Origin of the sequence: Flavobacterium sp. (genome assembly GCF_024642105.1) — a bacterium.
Lineage (GTDB): Bacteria > Bacteroidota > Bacteroidia > Flavobacteriales > Flavobacteriaceae > Flavobacterium.
The window spans coordinates 317592-335425 of the sequence record NZ_JAHEBT010000055.1; the positions used below are offsets into that span (position 1 = coordinate 317592).

Below are 17834 nucleotides of genomic sequence, written 5' to 3' on the forward strand. Positions count from 1 at the left end.
TTCTATTCTAAAATTAAATCAATATGAGTTTTGACTTTTTTAGAAATTTTAGGTAAAATGATACTTGGAATTTTTATTTTAAAGTCGTCAGTATCTAATTCAAAATCAGCTGTGATCTGAATAGTATTGTCTATTTTTTTAAATTTTCCTTTCAAACTAATTGATTGAGTTACACCATGAATTTTTATGTTCCCATTGATAGGTAAAGTAATTCCTTCTGAAGGAATTTTAGTAAGGTCTAAATTTGTAAAAGTTCCTTTAAAAATAGCTTTTGGATAAGTATCACTTTCCATATAAATTTCATTAAAATGGGTTTCCATCAACTCTCGTTTAAAATGAAAATCTTTAATTTTTAGTACACATACAATAGTTTTGTCTTCTGAATTTAAGACACATTTCACCGAATTATTTATTGCTCTTACTTCTTCAAAAAGTGGAACGGAAGCTTCAAAACTAACGCTTCCTGATTGTGTTGTCCATTTTTCTTGAGCCAACGAAAAACAACTAATGAGCAATAATAATATTGAAGTAAATTTTTTCATAAACCAAAGGAGTTAGTACCTAAAGTTACGAATTTTAATTGTAAACAGGATGGATTTATCTAATTTAATTCAATTGAAACATTGTATTTCTTAAGGCTTTCAATAGTTTCAATAGAACTGTAATCAAAAATTTCTTCGTGTAAATCTCTTTCTTTTTTCAAGGCAATTTGTTTGAGACAATTGCAAAAACGGCGAACTTCCTTTAGATTTGAAATAATCAGTCCAGGAACGGGTACACTATTGCCTTGTTTGTCTTTGGCAACCATTGTAAAATAAGAAGAATTACAGTGTTTGATAACTCCCGTTTGAATATTTTCGGCTTCCACTCGAATCCCAATAATCATCGAGCTTTTACCTACATAATTGACGCTAGCTTTCATAGTAACTAGTTCGCCCACTTCGATAGGTTTTAAAAAGTTGACAGTATCTACTGAGGCGGTAACACAATAATTTCCCGAAAATTTTGAGGCACAAGCAAAAGCAATTTGATCCAATAATGACAAAATATACCCTCCGTGAATTTTTCCGCTAAAATTGGTGTGAGAAGGAAGCATCAGTTCAGAAATGCTGATGTAAGAAGAAGCTACGGTTTTAAAGGTATTGTTCATGGTTTATGATTCTAATTGATTTTCGTCTTTGTCGGCTCGATTGATAATAGTGTCTGGAAGTGCTTTCTTAGCTTTAGCGCCCATTTTTTTCAAACGTTCGACACTGCTAATTAAGTTTCCTTTGCCCTCGACTAATTTATTCATTGCTCCGGCATATTCTACTTTACTTTCGTCGATTTTCTTTCCAATTTTAATTAAATCGGCTACGAAACCTTCGAATTTATCATACAAAGCTCCCGCTTGACGCGCGATTTCTAGTGCATTTTCTTGTTGTTTTTGATTGGTCCACATACTATCAATAGTGCGTAATGTAGCTAATAAAGTAGCTGGAGTTACGATGACGATATTTTTTTCAAAAGCCTTGTTGTACAACGAAGTGTCTTCGTTTAATGCCATGGCAAAAGCAGGTTCGATAGGAATAAATAGCAACACAAAATCAGGACTTTCAATTTGGTACAAGTCTTGGTAATTTTTATTGCCTAATTGTTCTACGTGGCGTTTGATGGAAATAACGTGTTCTTTCAGGTAGCTGGATTTTAGTTCCTCGTCTTCCTCATTGATGTATTTTTCGTAAGCTGTCAACGATACTTTTGAATCGACAATCATTTTTTTGCCATCGGGCAAATTAATAACTACGTCTGGAAACACTCGATTGCCGTCTGCTGTTGTAAAAGCTTGTTGTACTTCATATTCACGACCTTTTTCTAAACCTGATTTTTCTAAAACGCGCTCCAATACTAATTCGCCCCAATTCCCTTGCATTTTGCTATCGCCTTTTAAGGCTTTAGTCAAGTTGATGGTTTCTTTGCTCATTTGAAGATTCATTTCGCGTAAGCCAAGAATTTGTTGGCGCAAAGCCGCGTGGTAATCGATACTTTCTTTGTGTGTGTCTTCGACTTTCTTTTCGAATAATTGAATTTTATCTTGCAATGGTGTCAAGATATTTTGCATATTCTCCTTATTCTGCTCCGTAAATTTATTCGATTTTTCGTCTAATATTTTGTTGGCTAAATTTTCGAATTCTTTGGTGAATTTTTCCTGAAGCTGTTCTACTTCTTGTTTTTTTTCTTTGTTGCGTTCCCAAAGATTCTCAAAATCAACTTCTTTTTTGGATAATTGAATAGCCAAACTGTCTTTTTCATTCCGAATGACTTCCTTTTCGTCTCTTTCTTTTTCTAGCGTTTCTTTGAAATTTTGAATTTGGGCTTGACCCGCTAAAACCTTTTCTTCCAAACTGATTTTTTCGGCTTGCATTTTGGCAGAGAAAATGAGTTTACCAATGTAAATACCAATGGCTAATGCTACAACAAAAGCAAATAAAATAGGAATAATGGCAGTCATAGAAAGGATAAATTTAGTAAGGAGTAAAAGTAGGGAATTCTCTGTATTCGCTGCTTTAAAATAATTATTTTTTCTTCAATAATAATGTACTTTTGCCACAAATTGAAACCACATGGCGCATCAGCATTTTATTATTCATAAACCGTATGGCTATTTGAGTCAGTTTGTTTACGAATTAAAAAGGAAGAAACGACTTTTGGGAGAGTTGTACCCATTTCCCGAAGGAACAATGGCTATTGGTCGGTTGGACGAAGATTCGGAAGGCTTGTTATTGTTGACTACTGACGGTATGATGAGCGAACTCGTTCGCAGTAAGAAAGTGGATAAAGAATACTATGTGCAAGTTGATGGGGTTATTCATCAAGAAGCGGTAGAACAATTGCAAAAAGGAGTTGAAATAGGTTTTAATGGTAAAAAATACATCACTAAGCCTTGCAAAGCTTTTTTGATTCATGAAGTTCCCGCTTTTGGAGCAAGAGGGAAGAAGATTCGAGATGAGCGCCACGGACCCACTTCTTGGCTTTCTATCACCATCAACGAAGGGAAGTTCAGACAGGTTCGTAAAATGACGGCGTATGTAGGTTTTCCTACCTTGCGTTTGGTACGGGTTCGAGTAGGAAATGTACATTTGAATAATTTACAGGCAGGCGAAGTAGTTGAAGTAGCTGATTTTCAAATAGAAAACAAATAAAATATGTTAAACATCGTATTGGTAGAGCCAGAGATACCCAATAATACAGGTAATATTGGTCGTCTGTGTGTGGGAACAGAAAGTAAACTACATTTGATTCATCCCTTTGGATTTGTAATCAATGACAAGAATTTGAAACGTTCGGGTTTGGATTATTGGGTACATTTGGATGTCACTGAATATCAAAATGTAGACGAATGGCTGAGCCAAATTCCAGATCGTTCACGCGTTTTTTTGATGAGTTCTCACGCTTCAAAATCGTATTTAGAAGCCGAATTTCAAGATGGAGATTGGTTAGTGTTTGGTAAAGAAAGTGTGGGTTTAAGTCCTGAAGTTTTGGCGCAGTTTGACAATCATTTAACCATTCCAATGTCGTCCTTGATTCGAAGTTTTAACATTGCCAATTCGGTTGCTTTTGTTGTTGGCGAAGCCAAAAGACAAATTGGATTGAAGTCTTAGTTTTACTACCCTTTGATGACGAATTTTCCTTTTTCGGCGTCAAAAAAAATGTGTTCGTCTTGAAACAAGATGTTGAAATTTCCTTTCATAATTAAATTACAAGGTTGGTCTTGTACCACTGATTCAGGTGTCATAATGATCATTTCGTCACTCAATTGGATAGCCATATCAATATCGTGTGTCGAAAATAAGATGGACTTTCCGGTTTCCTGAGTCAGTTTTTTCAAGAGTTTTAAGAGCGTTACTTTATGCAATAAATCCAGGTGAGTAGTGGGTTCATCTAAAATAATAAGAGGTGTATCTTGTGCCAATGCTCTTGCAATAAGTACAATTTGCAATTGTCCATCGCTAATTTCATCATGCTTTTGATCAGCTAGATGACTAATTTGTGTCAGTTCCAAAGCTTCATTTACTTTGGCAATATCGTCTTCTGTTAGTTTGCCAATCCAATTGGTATACGGTTGTCTTCCTAAAGCAATGAGTTCAAAAACGGTTAGATTACTGGGAGGTAATTTATCGGTTAACACCACACTTAAATGTTGTGCTAAAGTCAAATTATCTAAGGAATGAATGTCTTTTTCTTTTAGGAATACTTTTCCCGAAAGAGGTGATTGAATTCCAATTAAGGTGCGTAAAAGAGTTGATTTTCCAATCCCGTTAGCGCCAATCAAAGCAGTCAGTTTTCCTTTTTCTAAAGAAACAGTAACTTGTGATGCTACAACGGTAGCTTCCTTTTTATTGGAATACCCGATGTTGATGTCTGTTGCTTGTAAAACAATACTTTTCTCCATTAGCTCATCATTTTACGTTTACGAATGAGTAACCAAATTACAATTGGCGCACCCAAAATAGAAGTAATGGCATTGATAGGAATTACAATTGCCGAATTAGGTAATTGAGAAATACTGTCACAAATCAACATAATCATGGCACCAAATAGTACCGTACTCCAAAATAGGATTAAGTGATTACTCGTTTGAAAAACTAATTTAGCAATATGCGGCACAGCCAAACCTACAAAAGCAATGGGTCCAGCAAAAGCAGTGATACTTCCTGCTAAAATGCTGGTGGCTAAGATGATTGTAAAACGGGCTTTAGCATAATTCAATCCTAAACTCTTGGCGTAATTTTCTCCTAAAAGCAAGGTGTTTAAAGGTTTGATACTAATCAAACTTAATAGCAACCCAATCAAAACGCAAACAGATAAAATTGCTATCGAAGTCCAAGATAAATTACCTAAAGTACCTAAAGACCAAAAAGTAAATTTTTGCAATTGTTCAGCAGTACTAAAATAGGTGAGTGTACCTACCAAAGCGTTGGTTAAACTACCAAACATTAAACCTACAATTAGAATAGCCATGGTATCTCGCAATCGTTGGGCAACAGCCAAAACCGCTAATAAAACAGTGAAACTTCCCAAGCTTGATGTGATAACTATTCCGTAGGAAGAGAGCACTAATTCGCTCACAAAATGAGGTAAGAATGCCGACCCTAAAATGACTAATGCCACCCCTAAACTCGCCCCTGAACTCAGTCCGAGAACATAAGGCCCCGCTAATGGATTGCGAAACAAAGTTTGCATTAAGAGTCCGCTAATTGCTAATCCCATACCCACAATAATGGCTACAATCGCTTTGGGTAGACGGTAATCCATAATGATATACTCCCAAGAAGATTTGCTTGCACCAGTACCTATTAAGCTGTTGAATACCTCTTTTAAAGGGATAGCAACGGCACCTAAACTAATATCAATTAGAAATAGAAAAACTAATCCTATGCTTAGGAAAAGAAAGAGTAACGTATTTCGGTTGGTTGTATTCAAATTAATTTAATTTCTCAAAAAAATAGGGACGATGTTGTGGTACTAATTCGGGATGAAAAATGGCAATCAAATCTTTCAGTACCCAATCCGGACGAGTGGAAGACCATTCAAAAAATAAAATTCCACCTTTGGCGCCTTTATGTAATGCGTACGAATATACTTTTTTATTTTTAAACGCGTCAAATTTTGCATAATGCGGATTGCTGTTGTTCATCTCTTTGAGAGAAGAAAAATCACCTGGAGCGATCCAAAATTCGGCTTTTTGTGCTTTTTCGAGAATCGTTTCAAAAGGCAAAGACAAACTTCCTGTTCCAGTAGTTTTGGACCATAAATAATTGGATTGCGCTTCTTTGAGAAATAAAGCCATCCAGCTTTCTCCTTGGGGAACAAACCATTGATCTTGGTACATCGCCCCACTTAAAACGCTCGGTTTTTGTTTTGCTTTTTGGGCCAAAGCCAAAGTAGTTTGAAATTCTTTTTCGATAGTGGAAAAAATCGTTTTTGCTTTGGCATCCAAGCCATACAAAGCACCAAAAAACTTAATCCACTCTGCTTTTCCAAGGGGAGATTGCTCGTTCCAGTCGCCATTTAAAAGGACTTTTAAACCGCTCTTTTGTAAATTATCCAAAGTGGGATTGCTATTGTTCAAACCAAAACTCACAATGACATCTGGAGCCATATCAATCAGTATTTCGGTGTTTAAGGTTTCATTGGTTCCTACTTCTTTTACTTGTCCAGAATCAATTCGTTTTCTGGTTTTTGGAGAGGAAATAAAATCAGTATTGGGAAAACCTACTAGGGTATTCTCAACGCCTAATAATTCTAATGCCGGAATGTGTGTAGTAGAAGTAACCACTACGGATTGAATTGGAACTGAAATTCGAGTATAGTGTTGTAAACTATCGGGAATGATTCCGTTTTTTTCTTGTAAAATATAAGTAAATGGTGTTTTGGCATCAGGCCAAGGATGTGTAATCTTAAGAACAGAATACCCTTGATAGTGGTATATTTCTAATCCTTTGGCGTATTGAATTTCGTTTTTAGCAGTGCTTTTTGTAGCTACTGAATTGGTGCTATTTTGTTTGCATCCGCCAAGTAGCAGTACCGTAAAAAAGAAAATAAATTTTAAAATAAATGATTTCATCGCTTTGATTACAAGAAATGCAAAGGTAGGTGTAAACGGTTTTAAAAATCAAATTTAATTTTTTATCCCAATCTTAGTCTTATATTTGCATCCGTATTGAGGTTGCTTTTTTGTTTTTCAAAATTGCATTAAAAGGGAAGTGAGTGATTGAAGATCGCTGATTAACGATTTTAGATTTTAGATTAACACAACAACATCTGAAATAGAGAATTCTGCAATCAAAATTCAAAAATCTTACGCTGTACCCGCAACTGTAAGCTAAAAAGCTTGTTGTTATCTACAAAGCCATTGTTCGCCTTGCGAATGAGAAGGTAAACAACAAGACGCAAGCCAGGAGACCTGCCCATTACATCGAGTATCAAACTTTCGGGAAAAAAGGTTTGGGTATGGGTAATTCTATGCTTTTCTCCCCATTATTAGTAAAGTAACAGTACAGCTGTTGCAAAATGTTTAATTTAAATGAACAAAAAAATCGTTCGTATTAGCGCATTGTTTGTGCTAGTATCTGCTTGTGCTTTTGCGCAAGAAAAAGAAAATGTAGCTTCTAAACAGGAGCTAGAAGAAGTAGTGGTGTCCGATTCTAAATTTGCTTTGGCAAAAGAAAAATCAGGAAAAGTAATTACAAAAATTACTACCGAAGAGTTAAAGAATAGACCAGGGCAAAGTATTGCGGCTATTTTAAACACCGTGGCAGGAGTTGAAATCAATGGCAATCAAAGTGCTGCGGGTAAAAACTTAGGCTATTACATTCGGGGAGGTAAAAATAGTCAAGTTCTCATCTTGATTGACGGAATTCCAGTTAATGATGCTTCTGGAATTAGTATGGAATACGATTTGCGTTTGCTTCCGGCAGAGCAAGTAGAAAGTATTGAAATTATGAAAGGAGCGGCCAGTACCTTATATGGAACAGGTGCTGCAACAGGAGTGATCAATATCAAACTGAAAAAATCGGGTAAAAAAACAGTGTCAGGAAATGGTTATTTTAGTGTTGGCACCAATGCTACTGCAACCCAACAAAATCAAAAGGCTTCCGATTTTAATCAAGGTTTTTCTGTTAATGGAAGAACAACTAAACTAACCTATTTTGCGGCTTTTAATAGCACAGAAACCAAAGGAATTTCTCAAATTGCCCCGCCTAATTCCAATGTACATTATGAGGAAGATCCCTTTTCTCGCTTGAATTATTTGGCTAAAGTGGGTTATGCAGTAACGGATAAATTGACATTGGATTTCTTTGGGAATTATGATCAAATTAAAAACGCCTATGATGGTGGTTTTGATAATACTGGAACTAGCGATACCAACTTAAATACAACAAGTTCGAAACAGTTTCGTCTTGGATTTTCTCCTAAATTCAAATACTATAAAGGGGAATTCGTTTTAAATTCGAGTTTTAATAAGCTCGTTCGTTCTTATGACGAGTTGGATACCTATTCAAATTCGGTAGGTTTCGCAGAATACGAATCAAGAAGTGTTAATGTAGATGGCTTTAATAAATATGAAGTAGCTCCTTCTTTCTTTTTAGTTTCGGGGTTGCAATACCAATTTCACGATGCTAATAGTGTTACACCTTATGGAAATATCGCCAAAGAAAGCACTAAATTCAATATGATTGATCCGTATGTAACAGGAGTGTATACCTCTAATGTGGGTTTCAATTTGAATGCAGGTGCAAGATGGAATAGTCATAGTGCGTATGGTAATCAATTGGTCTATAATATCAATCCTTCGTTTGATTTTCAATCACTTCCATTAAAAATAATAAGCTCGTACAGTACTGCTTTTGTTACGCCAAGTTTGTACCAATTGTATTCTCAATATGGTAATTCAAAATTGACTCCAGAAAAAAACAGTACGGCTGAGGTGGGTTTTGAAACACAATTAGGGAACAAAAAAATACGATGGAATGTAGTAGGTTTTTACCGAGAGCAAACCAATTTTATCGGGTTTTATTACAACCCAACTACCTATGCTTCCAATTATGTCAATATTGATGGCTTGAATAAAGCTAAAGGGATTGAAACAGAAATCCAATTTGCCTTGAGCGATAAACTAAAATGGAATTCCAATTATACTTTTACTCAAGTTGACGAAGCGCTAAACCGATTGATTCCAAAACATAAAATCAATTCTTCATTGGATTATAAAGTTTCTGACAGCTTCTTTTGGAATGTCAATTATCAATACATAGACGCTAGAAAAGATGCTTTTTTTGACGGAAATACCTATGCCACTACTCAAGTGAAATTGGGATCGTATCAAGTGCTAAATACCTTGGTTCGATACGAAATTAGTAAAAATAAGTTGTCTGTTTTTGGTTCCGTACATAACATTTTTAATGTAGATTTTGTAGAGAATATTGGATATAGCACCTTGGGGCGCAACTTTAAATTGGGGTTGACTATTAATTTGTAATCTAATGTATTCCAATAAAAAAAGGCTTTCTAATTTAGAAAGCCTTTTTAATTGTATATGCGATTAATTGAAAGCGTGTTGCAATCCTTTAGGCGCTTTCTCCAAATACATTTGATTTTGAATGCCATCAATAGATTTCGAATCTTTAAAGAAATCAAATTGTTTGCCAGCGCTTTGCTGAACCGTTTTTGCAGTACCTGTTATTTTTCCAATTGCAGCTTTCAATAACGGTTCGTTTACATCGCCTAAAACGCCAAAAGTACTGATGGTTTCTTTCAACTCATGAGTAGGTGTAAGTCCGTTGAAATAATCGCCAAAACCATCAGAGTTTACAATTTTTAATACAATAGGTTGCATCGCGTATTTGTGCTTTGTGTTTTTATTGTTTGGTCCAAAATCAGGAGAATCATACAAGGTAACCGAACCAACATTTTTCCCAACAGTTACATCACCAATTTGAACTACATTAATATGTGGTTTTAGACCATTTATAATTAGCTCGCTAGCAGAGGCCGTACTTTTGGTAGTTAGAATATAGACTTTTGTCATATTTACACTATTGATAGGAGTAGATCCGATTTTGTCTGTAAAGAAGTTACGCAAACTATTAGGATTGTTAGCTTCAAAATAGGTGTTAATTTTAGTATTCCATTGTTGTTTCGCAAAAACTTTTCCTGTAAATTGTCCCGTAATCATACTGGCAAGATACGTAGCGGTTTGTACAGAACCACCACCATTGTAGCGTAAATCAAGTACAAAATCAGTAATACCTTGTGCTTTCAAATAACCAAAAGCATCATTCAATTGGGTGTCATAAGGAGAATAAAATCCATTGTACATCATATAACCAATTTTTTTGGCACCTACTGTAATGACTTTGTTGACCAAAATAGGATTTTCTGCCAGCACTGTTTTTGTCAAAGCAACAGTCTTGCTGTTAGGAGTTATGGTACCATTGATAATGTCGGCCATGTTGAGGGTGAAGGTATCGTTCGTTCCAAATAATAAACTTTGATAATTACTTACAGTTAAAGGAGTGCCATTGACAGCGGTAAATACATCGCCGCGTTTAATGTCTTTGGTAGCAGCATCAGAACCCGGAATAATATAACGAACAAAGCCAAATATTTCATTTGTTGAACCACTAAAATAACTGAGTCCAAATTCTACGCCCGAATTTTTGGTAGTGCCTTGAAGCTGTTGCTCCAAAACCGTATAATCATCTACCATCCAACTAAAACGGTCAATAGTTGGGCTTACGCGCAAAGCATCAAATAAATCTTTTGGGACTTTATAATTGACCAAGAATGCATCTAGTGCAGTCTGATTTGCAAATCGATTGTCTGCTAAGTTAGGTACATCTGTTTGCCATAAATAGTATTGATTGAGCCCTTTCCAAATAAAATTTTGGACTTCTAAATTGGTTGTTGGGGTTACAATAACATCATCTGCATCTTTTTGACAGCCTTGTAGTGTAAAAATAACAATTAGTAATATTGTTAAAAGGTGAATAATTTTTTTCATAGATTGAAATATTTGATTTGGGTTTAAAACGTAAAAATACAAACTTTTGATATACATATATAAAAATGAGTTCAAGTAATTTTTATTATAAAATCAAGTAATCGAATTGTACTTAATCTTCATGCATCGTAAATCGTATATCGTATATCGTAAATCGTACATCGTACATCTCATATCGTATATCAACAAAAATGGCATTATATTTGAAAACCTGAAACTATTATCAATATATTTATCCAACTAATTCAATAAAAAGAATTCTCAAAATGAAAAAAATAATAATTACTATTCTACTGTTACTAGTGTCAAGTCCCTTCTTCGCACAATCTGTTTTTGACCAATTTGAAGGTATTACAGGAGTAAATACCGTGCTGGTGAATAAGAAAATGTTTGATTTGATGAGTAAGGTGAAATTAGATACTTCTGATAAAGAGACGCAGCAGTACTTAAACTTAATTAAGAAAATAGACAATCTTAAAGTGTACCGAACTCAAAACGATCGCATTGCTATGCAAATGCGTTTAACAGCTGAAAAATATGCGAAAACGGCAGGCTTAGAAGAGTTAATGACTACGAATGAAGGCGGTAAAAAAGTCCAAATTTTGGGCAAACAAGGCGCTGGCGAAACCCAATTAAAAGAATTGTTACTGTTTATTGAGGGTGCTAAGACAGAAGATACTGTTTTGATGTCGATAACGGGTGACTTTGATTTGAACGAAGTTCCTGCTCTAACCGATAAAATGAAAATTCCAGGAAGTGCTGAATTGAGAAAAGCGGGGAAGAAGTAAGATAGAGATGATTCATAAAAAAAGCCGACGTTATGTTGGCTTTTTTTATGAATCAATTTTTCTAAAAGTAATTTGTATTAAATTTTACTGTCTTTAAAAAGGTCAATTACATCCATCTCCAAAGCAGCACAGAATCGCAATAACAAGTCTACAGTCATTCGTTGTTTATTCAAAAAAACTCTTCTTACTGTGGTTTCTGAACAAGTTGAAGCTTTTGCAAATTTTGATTTATTCCCATCGAACTTGATTAAGAATTCTTTATAAATCTTAGTCACTAACTGAGCTTCTATTTGTTCAAAACGATTCTGCATTGAACAAAGAAAATAAAGTAACAAACTAAAAAATCTTCTTTTACTCGACTTATAAGTCGAAATATATTTTACATTTGTAGGATTCTTATTAACTAAAATTTTTTAAAAATGAAACACAAACAATTTTTACCATTTACATTTCCCAACATTTTATCTTTAAGTTCCATAACAATTGATAGAATTGAATTAATTACTAATGAGCAAGAAGTTAACTATAAACAAAAAATTAAAAAGTTGTTATTAGCATTGCTTTTTTTAGCGAGTGTTTATTCAAATGCTCAGGCTTCTATTTCTTATACTGATATTAGTGAGGCAAAGGAAAAACCCTCTTACGATGGAGATATCGTAGAGTATAAAGCGAAAGATGGTTCGGTTTATAAAGTAGGAGATCAAATTACAATTGGTGTTCCTTCAAGTAACAAAACATTTGCTTTTTTATCTACAGGAGACGGTTTGATGACTCCTATGGTTCCATTAGATATAAGCGCGAGTGGTAAAAAAACCGAAATAATTAAATTTAGAATTTCTGGAACTAGAAGATCTGGATTTACTATTTGGTTAAAAACCAAAAGCCCATATGGAATAGGGAATTATAATGTTGATTTTGAAAATGCTATAAATAATGGGGAAATTAAATCGTATGGAATGACAAGTAATGAAGCTTTGGATGAACTCAAAAGGGCTAAGGACAAACTAGAGTTAGGTTTAATATCTAAAGAAGAGTTTGAGTTAAAAAAGAGTGAGTTATCTAAATTTATAAAGTAATTTTATTAGTCGTTTAAAGATTTCTGATACATAGCTTTATTTTCGGAACAAGAAAGATAATTCGGGATTGACTTCGTCTTTCCCTACAAAGCTCCGCTTTGAAAAAAGAAACGCTTACAAAATAATTTCAAGCAAGCTTGATTATTTTGTAAGCGTTTCTTTTTATTCGTGACCATGGAGGGATTTGAACCCTCACGCCCTTGCGAGCACCACCCCCTCAAGATGGCGAGTCTACCGTTTCTCCACATGGCCTTAAAAAAGAAAAGGTCATTCGCATAACGAACAACCTTTTGTGACCCGACTGGGGCTCGAACCCAGGACCCCATCATTAAAAGTGATGTGCTCTACCAACTGAGCTATCGAGTCAATGACTCAAGAAATGAAATGTATTAATAATTTTGTGACCCGACTGGGGCTCGAACCCAGGACCCCATCATTAAAAGTGATGTGCTCTACCAACTGAGCTATCGAGTCATTATCATTTCTTGAATGCGGGTGCAAATATAAGGCCTTATTTTTGATATTTCAAAGCTATTTTATTATAAATTTGTCTTTTTTAAACAAAAGTCCTTAACGCCTTAATTTGTAAGGTTTTATTCCAATGAAAAAAATTATATTATTAGGATATATGGGGTGTGGCAAATCAACAATTGCCGAAAAACTCTCCAGTTTAATCCAAATACCCTTTGTGGATTTAGATAAAAGTATTGAAACTAAAGCTGAAATGACTATCAACCAGATTTTTGAATCGTTTGGCGAAGTCTATTTCCGAAAATTAGAACACGATGTTTTTGTCGAATTATTAGCAGCTCCCGAGAATCAAATCATAGGTTTAGGAGGTGGAACACCTTGTTATGCTAACAATCATGAATTGTTAAAAGGAGAGGGAATTACTTCTATTTATTTGAAGGCTTCGGTTGAAACGCTTTTTAATAGATTGGCTCACAATAAAAGCAAACGTCCTATTGTGGCTAATAAAACGGAGGCCGAATTACAAGAGTTTATCGCTAAACACTTGTTTGACCGAAGTTATTACTACAATCAGGCAGAATACAAAGTAACTGTCGACGGAAAATCGATTGATGAAACAGTTGCGGATATTATGACTATTTTGTCTTAATTTTTTAACCACATAGAGACATAGCCACTTTTATATTGAAAAGATGGAGATAGACGTTTTACTCTTCACATAGCTATGTGAAAAATGGAATCATTTCTATCCTTGTCTTTAGATAGATTTGCAATCTATGTTTCTATGTGGTAAAAAGTCTTTTTGCTAGAATTGACTAGCTTAAATAAGCTGAATTTTGACCGTTTTCGTCAAAAACAACACGCACGTGTTCTAATAAAGAAGTAGATAGTGAAATACCTTTAAAATCAGCTTTTACTGGATATTTTTTGTGATTACGGTCGACTAAAACAGCCGTTTTAAATTTGGTTAAAGGAACATCCAAAAAATGACGAACCGCATAAATTAGGGTAGTTCCTGAATTCAATACGTCATCTACTAAAATTAATCCTTTGTTAGCATAGTCTTCTTTGGATAATGACGTTTGAATAGCCGATTCAGGATGTAATTTGTTAACGTTAACTTCGCACAAAGCAATTTTTAATGTAGCAATGTCTTGTAAAGCATCCGCTATTTTTTGAGCAAAAATAAATCCGTTGTGTGCAATTCCTGCAATTACAATTTCTTCTTCATCCACAAAAGTTTCATAGATTTGATAAGCAATACGTTTGATTTTATGCTCTATTTCTTGATGTGTTAAGATGATATTTTGGCTCATAACTTATTTTTTGTGAAAGGTACAATCTTTTTTTGTTCGTTTTTAATCCTGAGGTTTCAATTTTTACAAAAAGTCTTCTTCCAAGTCTTCGGGAATTTCATTACCGTATTCGTCAATATCTCTTCGGTCTTTTTTAGTAGGTCTTCCAGTTCCTGTTTTTCTGTAATGGTCTTTAGATAATTTTAATAACTCTAAATGTGCATAGGCTTCGTCAGGAGTGTCGTTTCGACGATAGATGTCTACCAATTTAGCACCAACTCGACTTTCAGGAATGTCTAATACGGTAATAATTTGTGTAATTTGGTCTTTTCTAAACGTAATTTTATCCGTTGGAAAAACCTCTCGAGAAGGTTTGGCTATTTGTCCATTTACGGTTACATGATTCTTTTTACAAGCCTCGGTAACCATGTTTCTTGTCTTGTAATACCTCACACACCATAAATATTTGTCTATTCGCATAAATTTTCTAAAATCGAAGTTAAATAGTTTACAAAAATAAATCAATATTGTATCTTGCGCACTTAAAATTCGCCATAATGAACAAATTTAAGTATTATTTTATTGTATTAGTTACAACCCTTTCTTTATTTTCATGTTCAAAAAATGATCCTGTTGCTACAGTGCCACTTAGAGAATACTCGGTTCAATATACTGCTGATTTAGCTACAATTGAAGAATACCTAAAAACAACTTATATTACTGTTACTAATCATGCAGGATTTACAGACGATCAAGATGTTACTTTTACTAAAATTCCTTCAGGTGGTACACAGTCTTCAGTATGGTCGTATTTAAATAGCGCGTCTTTCCCGAAATTATTGACTAGAAATGTTAATTTACACGGAATAACATATAAAGTATACTATTTGGTTCTTAGAGAAGGTACAGGTGAAAAACCAACCAATGTAGATGGGGTTTTAGCATCGTATCGTGGAGATTATTTGACTCAGGTTGCTGCTACAACGACAACAGCAGCGTCTTTGACCGCAACACAATTTGAAGAATCTAAATATCCACAAAGTTTTTTTAGCCTGACCAACACAATTGTAGGTTGGTCAGAAATTTTCCCGCAATTTAAAAAAGGTACTTACACTACTAATGTTGATGGAACAGTGTCATACACTGGATTTGGTGCAGGGGTGATGTTCTTGCCTTCTGGATTAGCGTATTATGCTTCTGGAAGCGGTAGTATTCCTTCATATACTCCTTTAGTATTTAGTTTTAAATTGTATGAAATTCAGCGTTTAGATCAAGATGCAGATGGTATTCCGTCGTATTTAGAAGATTTGAATGCAGATGGTTATGTGTATGACTTTAGAAATACAATTAGTTATCCAACTACACCGACGACTAATGTTGATGATACTGATGGAGATGGTGTTCCTAATTTTTATGATGTAGACGATGATGGAGATAATTACACCACTAAACTTGAAATTAAAAATACTACTACTGGATTAGCTTACCCTTTTGTAAGTATTCCTGATTGCAGTGGAAATACAACTACTACAACTAGAGTTAAAAAGTATTTAGATAAAAACTGTCATTAATAAAAAGACATAAAATAAAAAATCCCGATTTCATTGAAATCGGGATTTTTTTTATGGTAAATAAAAAGTATTATTTTCTTTTAATTACTCTTTCTGCAGCGGCAACAATTGCTTGATTGTTTAGCTTGTATTTTTCCATTAATTGCTCAGGTGTTCCTGATTCTCCAAAACTATCATTCACAGCCACAAATTCTTGTGGAGCAGGGTGGTGTAAGGCTAAAACTCTAGAAACACTTTCTCCTAAACCTCCTAAGATATTATGTTCTTCAGCAGTAACAATACATTTTGTTTTTGCCAATGATTTCAAAATTGCTTCTTCGTCCAATGGTTTGATCGTGTGGATGTTGATTACTTCGGCAGAAATACCTTTAGCTTCTAAAGCCTCAGCAGCAATTAAAGCTTCCCAAACTAAGTGACCTGTTGCTACAATAGTAACATCAGTTCCTTCATTTAAAAGAATGGCTTTACCAATTACGAAAGGTTCGTCAGCTGGCATAAAGTTAGGCACTACTGGACGTCCAAAACGCAAGTAAGCTGGTCCGTGGTGATCAGCAAGAGCGATTGTAGCTGCTTTCGTTTGGTTGTAATCACAAGTATTGATTACTGTCATTCCAGGCAACATTTTCATTAAACCAATATCTTCTAAAATTTGGTGAGTCGCTCCATCTTCTCCAAGAGTCAATCCCGCGTGTGAAGCACAAATTTTCACATTTTTATCAGAATAGGCTACTGATTGACGAATTTGATCGTAAACTCTTCCAGTAGAGAAATTAGCAAAAGTCCCTGTAAAAGGAATTTTACCTCCAATAGTTAATCCCGCTGCAATTCCAATCATGTTTGCTTCAGCAATTCCAATTTGGAAAAAACGTTCTGGGTGATTCTTTTTGAAATCATCAAATTTTAATGAACCAATTAAGTCGGCACAAAGCGCTACTACATTTTCATTTTTTTGACCTAACTCAGTCATTCCCGCTCCAAAACCTGAACGGGTATCTTTACTTCCTGTATTTGTATATTTTTTCATTTTTCTCCCCTAACCCCTTTTTGGGGGAATTCCTATTAGGGTGAATAGGTTTTTAAATAGTCTTAATTTAATATTTTCTTTTTGGTGTAAGTACTAAAAGAAAATTAATAATCTGAGTTGCCTCCGGTATTGTAATTTTGTGCCAAAGCATTCTCTAGTTGCGCATCATTTGGAGCTTTACCATGCCAAGCATGACTGTACATCATGTAATCTACTCCATTCCCCATTTCGGTATGCAATAATACACAAACTGGTTTTCCTTTTCCTGTTCTTGATTTGGCTTCGTTCATTCCAGCTATAATGGCTTCGATATTGTTTCCTTCTGTGATTTCAAGGACATCCCAATCAAAAGCTTCAAATTTAGCTTTGATGCTTCCCATACACAATACTTCGTCAGTAGTACCGTCAATTTGTTTTCCGTTAAGGTCAACCGTTGCAATAAGGTTGTCTACTTTTTTTGCAGAAGCATACATGATCGCTTCCCAGTTTTGACCTTCTTGTAATTCTCCATCACCGTGTAAAGTATACACTAGGTGTTTGTCATTGTTTAATTTTTTGGCTTGAGCCGCACCAATTCCTACAGATAATCCTTGTCCAAGAGAACCAGATGCCATACGTACTCCAGGTAATCCGTCGTGTGTGGTTGGGTGACCTTGTAATCGTGTGTTGATTAAACGAAAAGTTGCTAATTCAGCTACTGGAAAATAACCACTTCGAGCTAAAACGCTATAAAAAACAGGAGAGATGTGTCCGTTAGAAAGGAAGAAAAGATCTTCTCCAATTCCGTCCATATCAAAGCCTTCTTTGCGCTCCATTATGTTTTGGTATAAGGCTACTAAAAATTCAGTACAGCCTAAAGATCCTCCAGGGTGACCTGAATTGACTGCGTGTACCATTCGAAGAATATCTCTTCTAACTTGGATAGTTAAATCGTTTAATTGTTGTGTGTTAGGCTTCATTTGATGTGTAAAAGTTAAACTGTTGCAAATGTAATTTTTATTTAGGGTTACTACAAACGTTTTTTTGAATATTTACCTTTGTTTTATTAAGAAAAGGTGAGAAT

19 protein-coding genes, 3 tRNA genes and 1 riboswitch are annotated in these 17834 nt (G+C 34.8%); of the genes, 7 read left to right on the top strand and 15 right to left on the bottom strand.

Features of this window, described 5'->3' with window-relative positions:
- Window positions 1-2: 2 nt before the first annotated feature.
- The 3 genes from Q0L65_RS12425 to rmuC are packed head-to-tail and all read right to left on the bottom strand — an operon-like array spanning window position 3 to window position 2491.
- Window positions 3-542 carry a YceI family protein gene (locus tag Q0L65_RS12425; protein WP_296686849.1) on the bottom strand — a complete coding sequence of 180 codons (540 nt, stop codon included), beginning with the start codon at window positions 540-542 and terminating at the stop codon, window positions 3-5.
- Between the two features lie 59 nt (window positions 543-601).
- Window positions 602-1150 (bottom strand): acyl-CoA thioesterase, encoded by a 549-nt coding sequence (locus Q0L65_RS12430; protein ID WP_296686853.1) that lies wholly within the window; start codon window positions 1148-1150, stop codon window positions 602-604.
- A 3-nt stretch (window positions 1151-1153) separates the two neighbouring features.
- Complete coding sequence (gene rmuC, locus Q0L65_RS12435) at window positions 1154-2491, bottom strand: DNA recombination protein RmuC (RefSeq protein WP_296686854.1); 1338 nt, start codon at window positions 2489-2491, stop codon at window positions 1154-1156.
- 112 nt (window positions 2492-2603) lie between these two features.
- Here rmuC and Q0L65_RS12440 point away from each other — a divergent pair, with 112 nt between their 5' ends.
- Together Q0L65_RS12440 and Q0L65_RS12445 are read left to right on the top strand one after the other, a co-directional pair.
- Window positions 2604-3182, top strand: a complete 579-nt coding sequence (locus Q0L65_RS12440; RefSeq protein WP_296686857.1) for a pseudouridine synthase — start codon at window positions 2604-2606, stop codon at window positions 3180-3182.
- A gap of 3 nt (window positions 3183-3185) precedes the next feature.
- On the top strand, window positions 3186-3641 hold the full coding sequence (locus Q0L65_RS12445) for a tRNA (cytidine(34)-2'-O)-methyltransferase (protein WP_296686858.1): 456 nt from the start codon (window positions 3186-3188) through the stop codon (window positions 3639-3641).
- 5 nt (window positions 3642-3646) lie between these two features.
- On the opposite strand, the gene Q0L65_RS12450 is transcribed toward Q0L65_RS12445, so the two are convergent.
- From Q0L65_RS12450 to Q0L65_RS12460, 3 genes are read right to left on the bottom strand one after another with little or no spacing between them, the layout of a single operon-like run.
- Window positions 3647-4432 (bottom strand): ABC transporter ATP-binding protein, encoded by a 786-nt coding sequence (locus tag Q0L65_RS12450; RefSeq protein ID WP_296686861.1) that lies wholly within the window; start codon window positions 4430-4432, stop codon window positions 3647-3649.
- Complete coding sequence (locus tag Q0L65_RS12455; RefSeq protein ID WP_296686862.1) at window positions 4432-5463, bottom strand: iron ABC transporter permease; 1032 nt, start codon at window positions 5461-5463, stop codon at window positions 4432-4434. The genes Q0L65_RS12450 and Q0L65_RS12455 overlap by 1 nt, the downstream gene beginning before the upstream one ends.
- 1 nt (window position 5464) lies before the next feature.
- Window positions 5465-6607 carry an ABC transporter substrate-binding protein gene (locus Q0L65_RS12460; protein ID WP_296686864.1) on the bottom strand — a complete coding sequence of 381 codons (1143 nt, stop codon included), beginning with the start codon at window positions 6605-6607 and terminating at the stop codon, window positions 5465-5467.
- Window positions 6608-6689: 82 nt separating this feature from the next.
- Window positions 6690-6969: riboswitch (cobalamin riboswitch) on the top strand.
- Between the two features lie 97 nt (window positions 6970-7066).
- Here Q0L65_RS12460 and Q0L65_RS12465 point away from each other — a divergent pair.
- Window positions 7067-9022, top strand: a complete 1956-nt coding sequence (locus tag Q0L65_RS12465; protein WP_296686865.1) for a TonB-dependent receptor plug domain-containing protein — start codon at window positions 7067-7069, stop codon at window positions 9020-9022.
- Between the two features lie 63 nt (window positions 9023-9085).
- Here Q0L65_RS12465 and Q0L65_RS12470 read toward each other — a convergent pair whose 3' ends face one another.
- On the bottom strand, window positions 9086-10546 hold the full coding sequence (locus tag Q0L65_RS12470) for a S41 family peptidase (protein ID WP_296686867.1): 1461 nt from the start codon (window positions 10544-10546) through the stop codon (window positions 9086-9088).
- 266 nt (window positions 10547-10812) lie between these two features.
- On the opposite strand from Q0L65_RS12470, the gene Q0L65_RS12475 reads away from it, so the two are divergent.
- Window positions 10813-11334, top strand: coding sequence for a DUF4252 domain-containing protein (locus tag Q0L65_RS12475; RefSeq protein ID WP_296686869.1), 522 nt, complete (start codon window positions 10813-10815; stop codon window positions 11332-11334).
- A gap of 77 nt (window positions 11335-11411) precedes the next feature.
- Here the strand turns inward: Q0L65_RS12475 and Q0L65_RS12480 are convergent, their stop codons facing one another.
- Entirely contained in the window at window positions 11412-11645 is a 234-nt protein-coding gene (locus Q0L65_RS12480; protein ID WP_296686870.1) for a helix-turn-helix domain-containing protein, read from the bottom strand.
- A 108-nt stretch (window positions 11646-11753) separates the two neighbouring features.
- On the opposite strand from Q0L65_RS12480, the gene Q0L65_RS12485 reads away from it, so the two are divergent.
- Window positions 11754-12410: an SHOCT domain-containing protein gene (locus Q0L65_RS12485; protein WP_296686872.1), complete on the top strand. Its 657-nt coding sequence runs from the start codon at window positions 11754-11756 to the stop codon at window positions 12408-12410.
- Window positions 12411-12579: 169 nt separating this feature from the next.
- Here the strand turns inward: Q0L65_RS12485 and Q0L65_RS12490 are convergent.
- The 3 genes from Q0L65_RS12490 to Q0L65_RS12500 form a co-directional block, all read right to left on the bottom strand.
- Window positions 12580-12662 (bottom strand) — tRNA-Leu (locus Q0L65_RS12490).
- Between the two features lie 41 nt (window positions 12663-12703).
- Window positions 12704-12776 (bottom strand) — tRNA-Lys (locus Q0L65_RS12495).
- A 35-nt stretch (window positions 12777-12811) separates the two neighbouring features.
- Window positions 12812-12884 (bottom strand) — tRNA-Lys (locus Q0L65_RS12500).
- Between the two features lie 127 nt (window positions 12885-13011).
- Here Q0L65_RS12500 and Q0L65_RS12505 point away from each other — a divergent pair.
- Window positions 13012-13530: a shikimate kinase gene (locus Q0L65_RS12505; RefSeq protein ID WP_296686873.1), complete on the top strand. Its 519-nt coding sequence runs from the start codon at window positions 13012-13014 to the stop codon at window positions 13528-13530.
- A 166-nt stretch (window positions 13531-13696) separates the two neighbouring features.
- Here the strand turns inward: Q0L65_RS12505 and Q0L65_RS12510 are convergent, their stop codons facing one another.
- Window positions 13697-14197 (bottom strand): phosphoribosyltransferase domain-containing protein, encoded by a 501-nt coding sequence (locus tag Q0L65_RS12510; RefSeq protein ID WP_296686876.1) that lies wholly within the window; start codon window positions 14195-14197, stop codon window positions 13697-13699.
- A gap of 63 nt (window positions 14198-14260) precedes the next feature.
- On the bottom strand, window positions 14261-14656 hold the full coding sequence (locus Q0L65_RS12515) for a S4 domain-containing protein (RefSeq protein WP_296686877.1): 396 nt from the start codon (window positions 14654-14656) through the stop codon (window positions 14261-14263).
- Window positions 14657-14733: 77 nt separating this feature from the next.
- Here Q0L65_RS12515 and Q0L65_RS12520 point away from each other — a divergent pair, with 77 nt between their 5' ends.
- Complete coding sequence (locus Q0L65_RS12520) at window positions 14734-15747, top strand: FKBP-type peptidylprolyl isomerase (protein WP_296686879.1); 1014 nt, start codon at window positions 14734-14736, stop codon at window positions 15745-15747.
- A 70-nt stretch (window positions 15748-15817) separates the two neighbouring features.
- On the opposite strand, the gene Q0L65_RS12525 is transcribed toward Q0L65_RS12520, so the two are convergent.
- Together Q0L65_RS12525 and Q0L65_RS12530 are read right to left on the bottom strand one after the other, a co-directional pair.
- A complete protein-coding gene (locus Q0L65_RS12525) occupies window positions 15818-16771 on the bottom strand; it encodes a transketolase C-terminal domain-containing protein (protein ID WP_296686882.1) in 954 nt (317 codons plus the stop codon).
- Window positions 16772-16875: 104 nt separating this feature from the next.
- Window positions 16876-17730, bottom strand: a complete 855-nt coding sequence (locus tag Q0L65_RS12530) for a transketolase (protein WP_296686885.1) — start codon at window positions 17728-17730, stop codon at window positions 16876-16878.
- Window positions 17731-17834: the final 104 nt, after the last annotated feature.

What these genes read in the sequence shown, in the direction of transcription:
- Q0L65_RS12425 (WP_296686849.1), bottom strand. Translation starts at nt 542, where the DNA reads ATGAAAAAATTTACTTCAATATTATTATTGCTCATTAGTTGTTTTTCG.
- Q0L65_RS12430 (WP_296686853.1), bottom strand. Translation starts at nt 1,150, where the DNA reads ATGAACAATACCTTTAAAACCGTAGCTTCTTCTTACATCAGCATTTCT.
- rmuC (WP_296686854.1), bottom strand. Translation starts at nt 2,491, where the DNA reads ATGACTGCCATTATTCCTATTTTATTTGCTTTTGTTGTAGCATTAGCC.
- Q0L65_RS12440 (WP_296686857.1), top strand. Translation starts at nt 2,604, where the DNA reads ATGGCGCATCAGCATTTTATTATTCATAAACCGTATGGCTATTTGAGT.
- Q0L65_RS12445 (WP_296686858.1), top strand. Translation starts at nt 3,186, where the DNA reads ATGTTAAACATCGTATTGGTAGAGCCAGAGATACCCAATAATACAGGT.
- Q0L65_RS12450 (WP_296686861.1), bottom strand. Translation starts at nt 4,432, where the DNA reads ATGGAGAAAAGTATTGTTTTACAAGCAACAGACATCAACATCGGGTAT.
- Q0L65_RS12460 (WP_296686864.1), bottom strand. Translation starts at nt 6,607, where the DNA reads ATGAAATCATTTATTTTAAAATTTATTTTCTTTTTTACGGTACTGCTA.
- Q0L65_RS12465 (WP_296686865.1), top strand. Translation starts at nt 7,067, where the DNA reads ATGAACAAAAAAATCGTTCGTATTAGCGCATTGTTTGTGCTAGTATCT.
- Q0L65_RS12470 (WP_296686867.1), bottom strand. Translation starts at nt 10,546, where the DNA reads ATGAAAAAAATTATTCACCTTTTAACAATATTACTAATTGTTATTTTT.
- Q0L65_RS12475 (WP_296686869.1), top strand. Translation starts at nt 10,813, where the DNA reads ATGAAAAAAATAATAATTACTATTCTACTGTTACTAGTGTCAAGTCCC.
- Q0L65_RS12480 (WP_296686870.1), bottom strand. Translation starts at nt 11,645, where the DNA reads ATGCAGAATCGTTTTGAACAAATAGAAGCTCAGTTAGTGACTAAGATT.
- Q0L65_RS12485 (WP_296686872.1), top strand. Translation starts at nt 11,754, where the DNA reads ATGAAACACAAACAATTTTTACCATTTACATTTCCCAACATTTTATCT.
- Q0L65_RS12505 (WP_296686873.1), top strand. Translation starts at nt 13,012, where the DNA reads ATGAAAAAAATTATATTATTAGGATATATGGGGTGTGGCAAATCAACA.
- Q0L65_RS12510 (WP_296686876.1), bottom strand. Translation starts at nt 14,197, where the DNA reads ATGAGCCAAAATATCATCTTAACACATCAAGAAATAGAGCATAAAATC.
- Q0L65_RS12515 (WP_296686877.1), bottom strand. Translation starts at nt 14,656, where the DNA reads ATGCGAATAGACAAATATTTATGGTGTGTGAGGTATTACAAGACAAGA.
- Q0L65_RS12520 (WP_296686879.1), top strand. Translation starts at nt 14,734, where the DNA reads ATGAACAAATTTAAGTATTATTTTATTGTATTAGTTACAACCCTTTCT.
- Q0L65_RS12525 (WP_296686882.1), bottom strand. Translation starts at nt 16,771, where the DNA reads ATGAAAAAATATACAAATACAGGAAGTAAAGATACCCGTTCAGGTTTT.
- Q0L65_RS12530 (WP_296686885.1), bottom strand. Translation starts at nt 17,730, where the DNA reads ATGAAGCCTAACACACAACAATTAAACGATTTAACTATCCAAGTTAGA.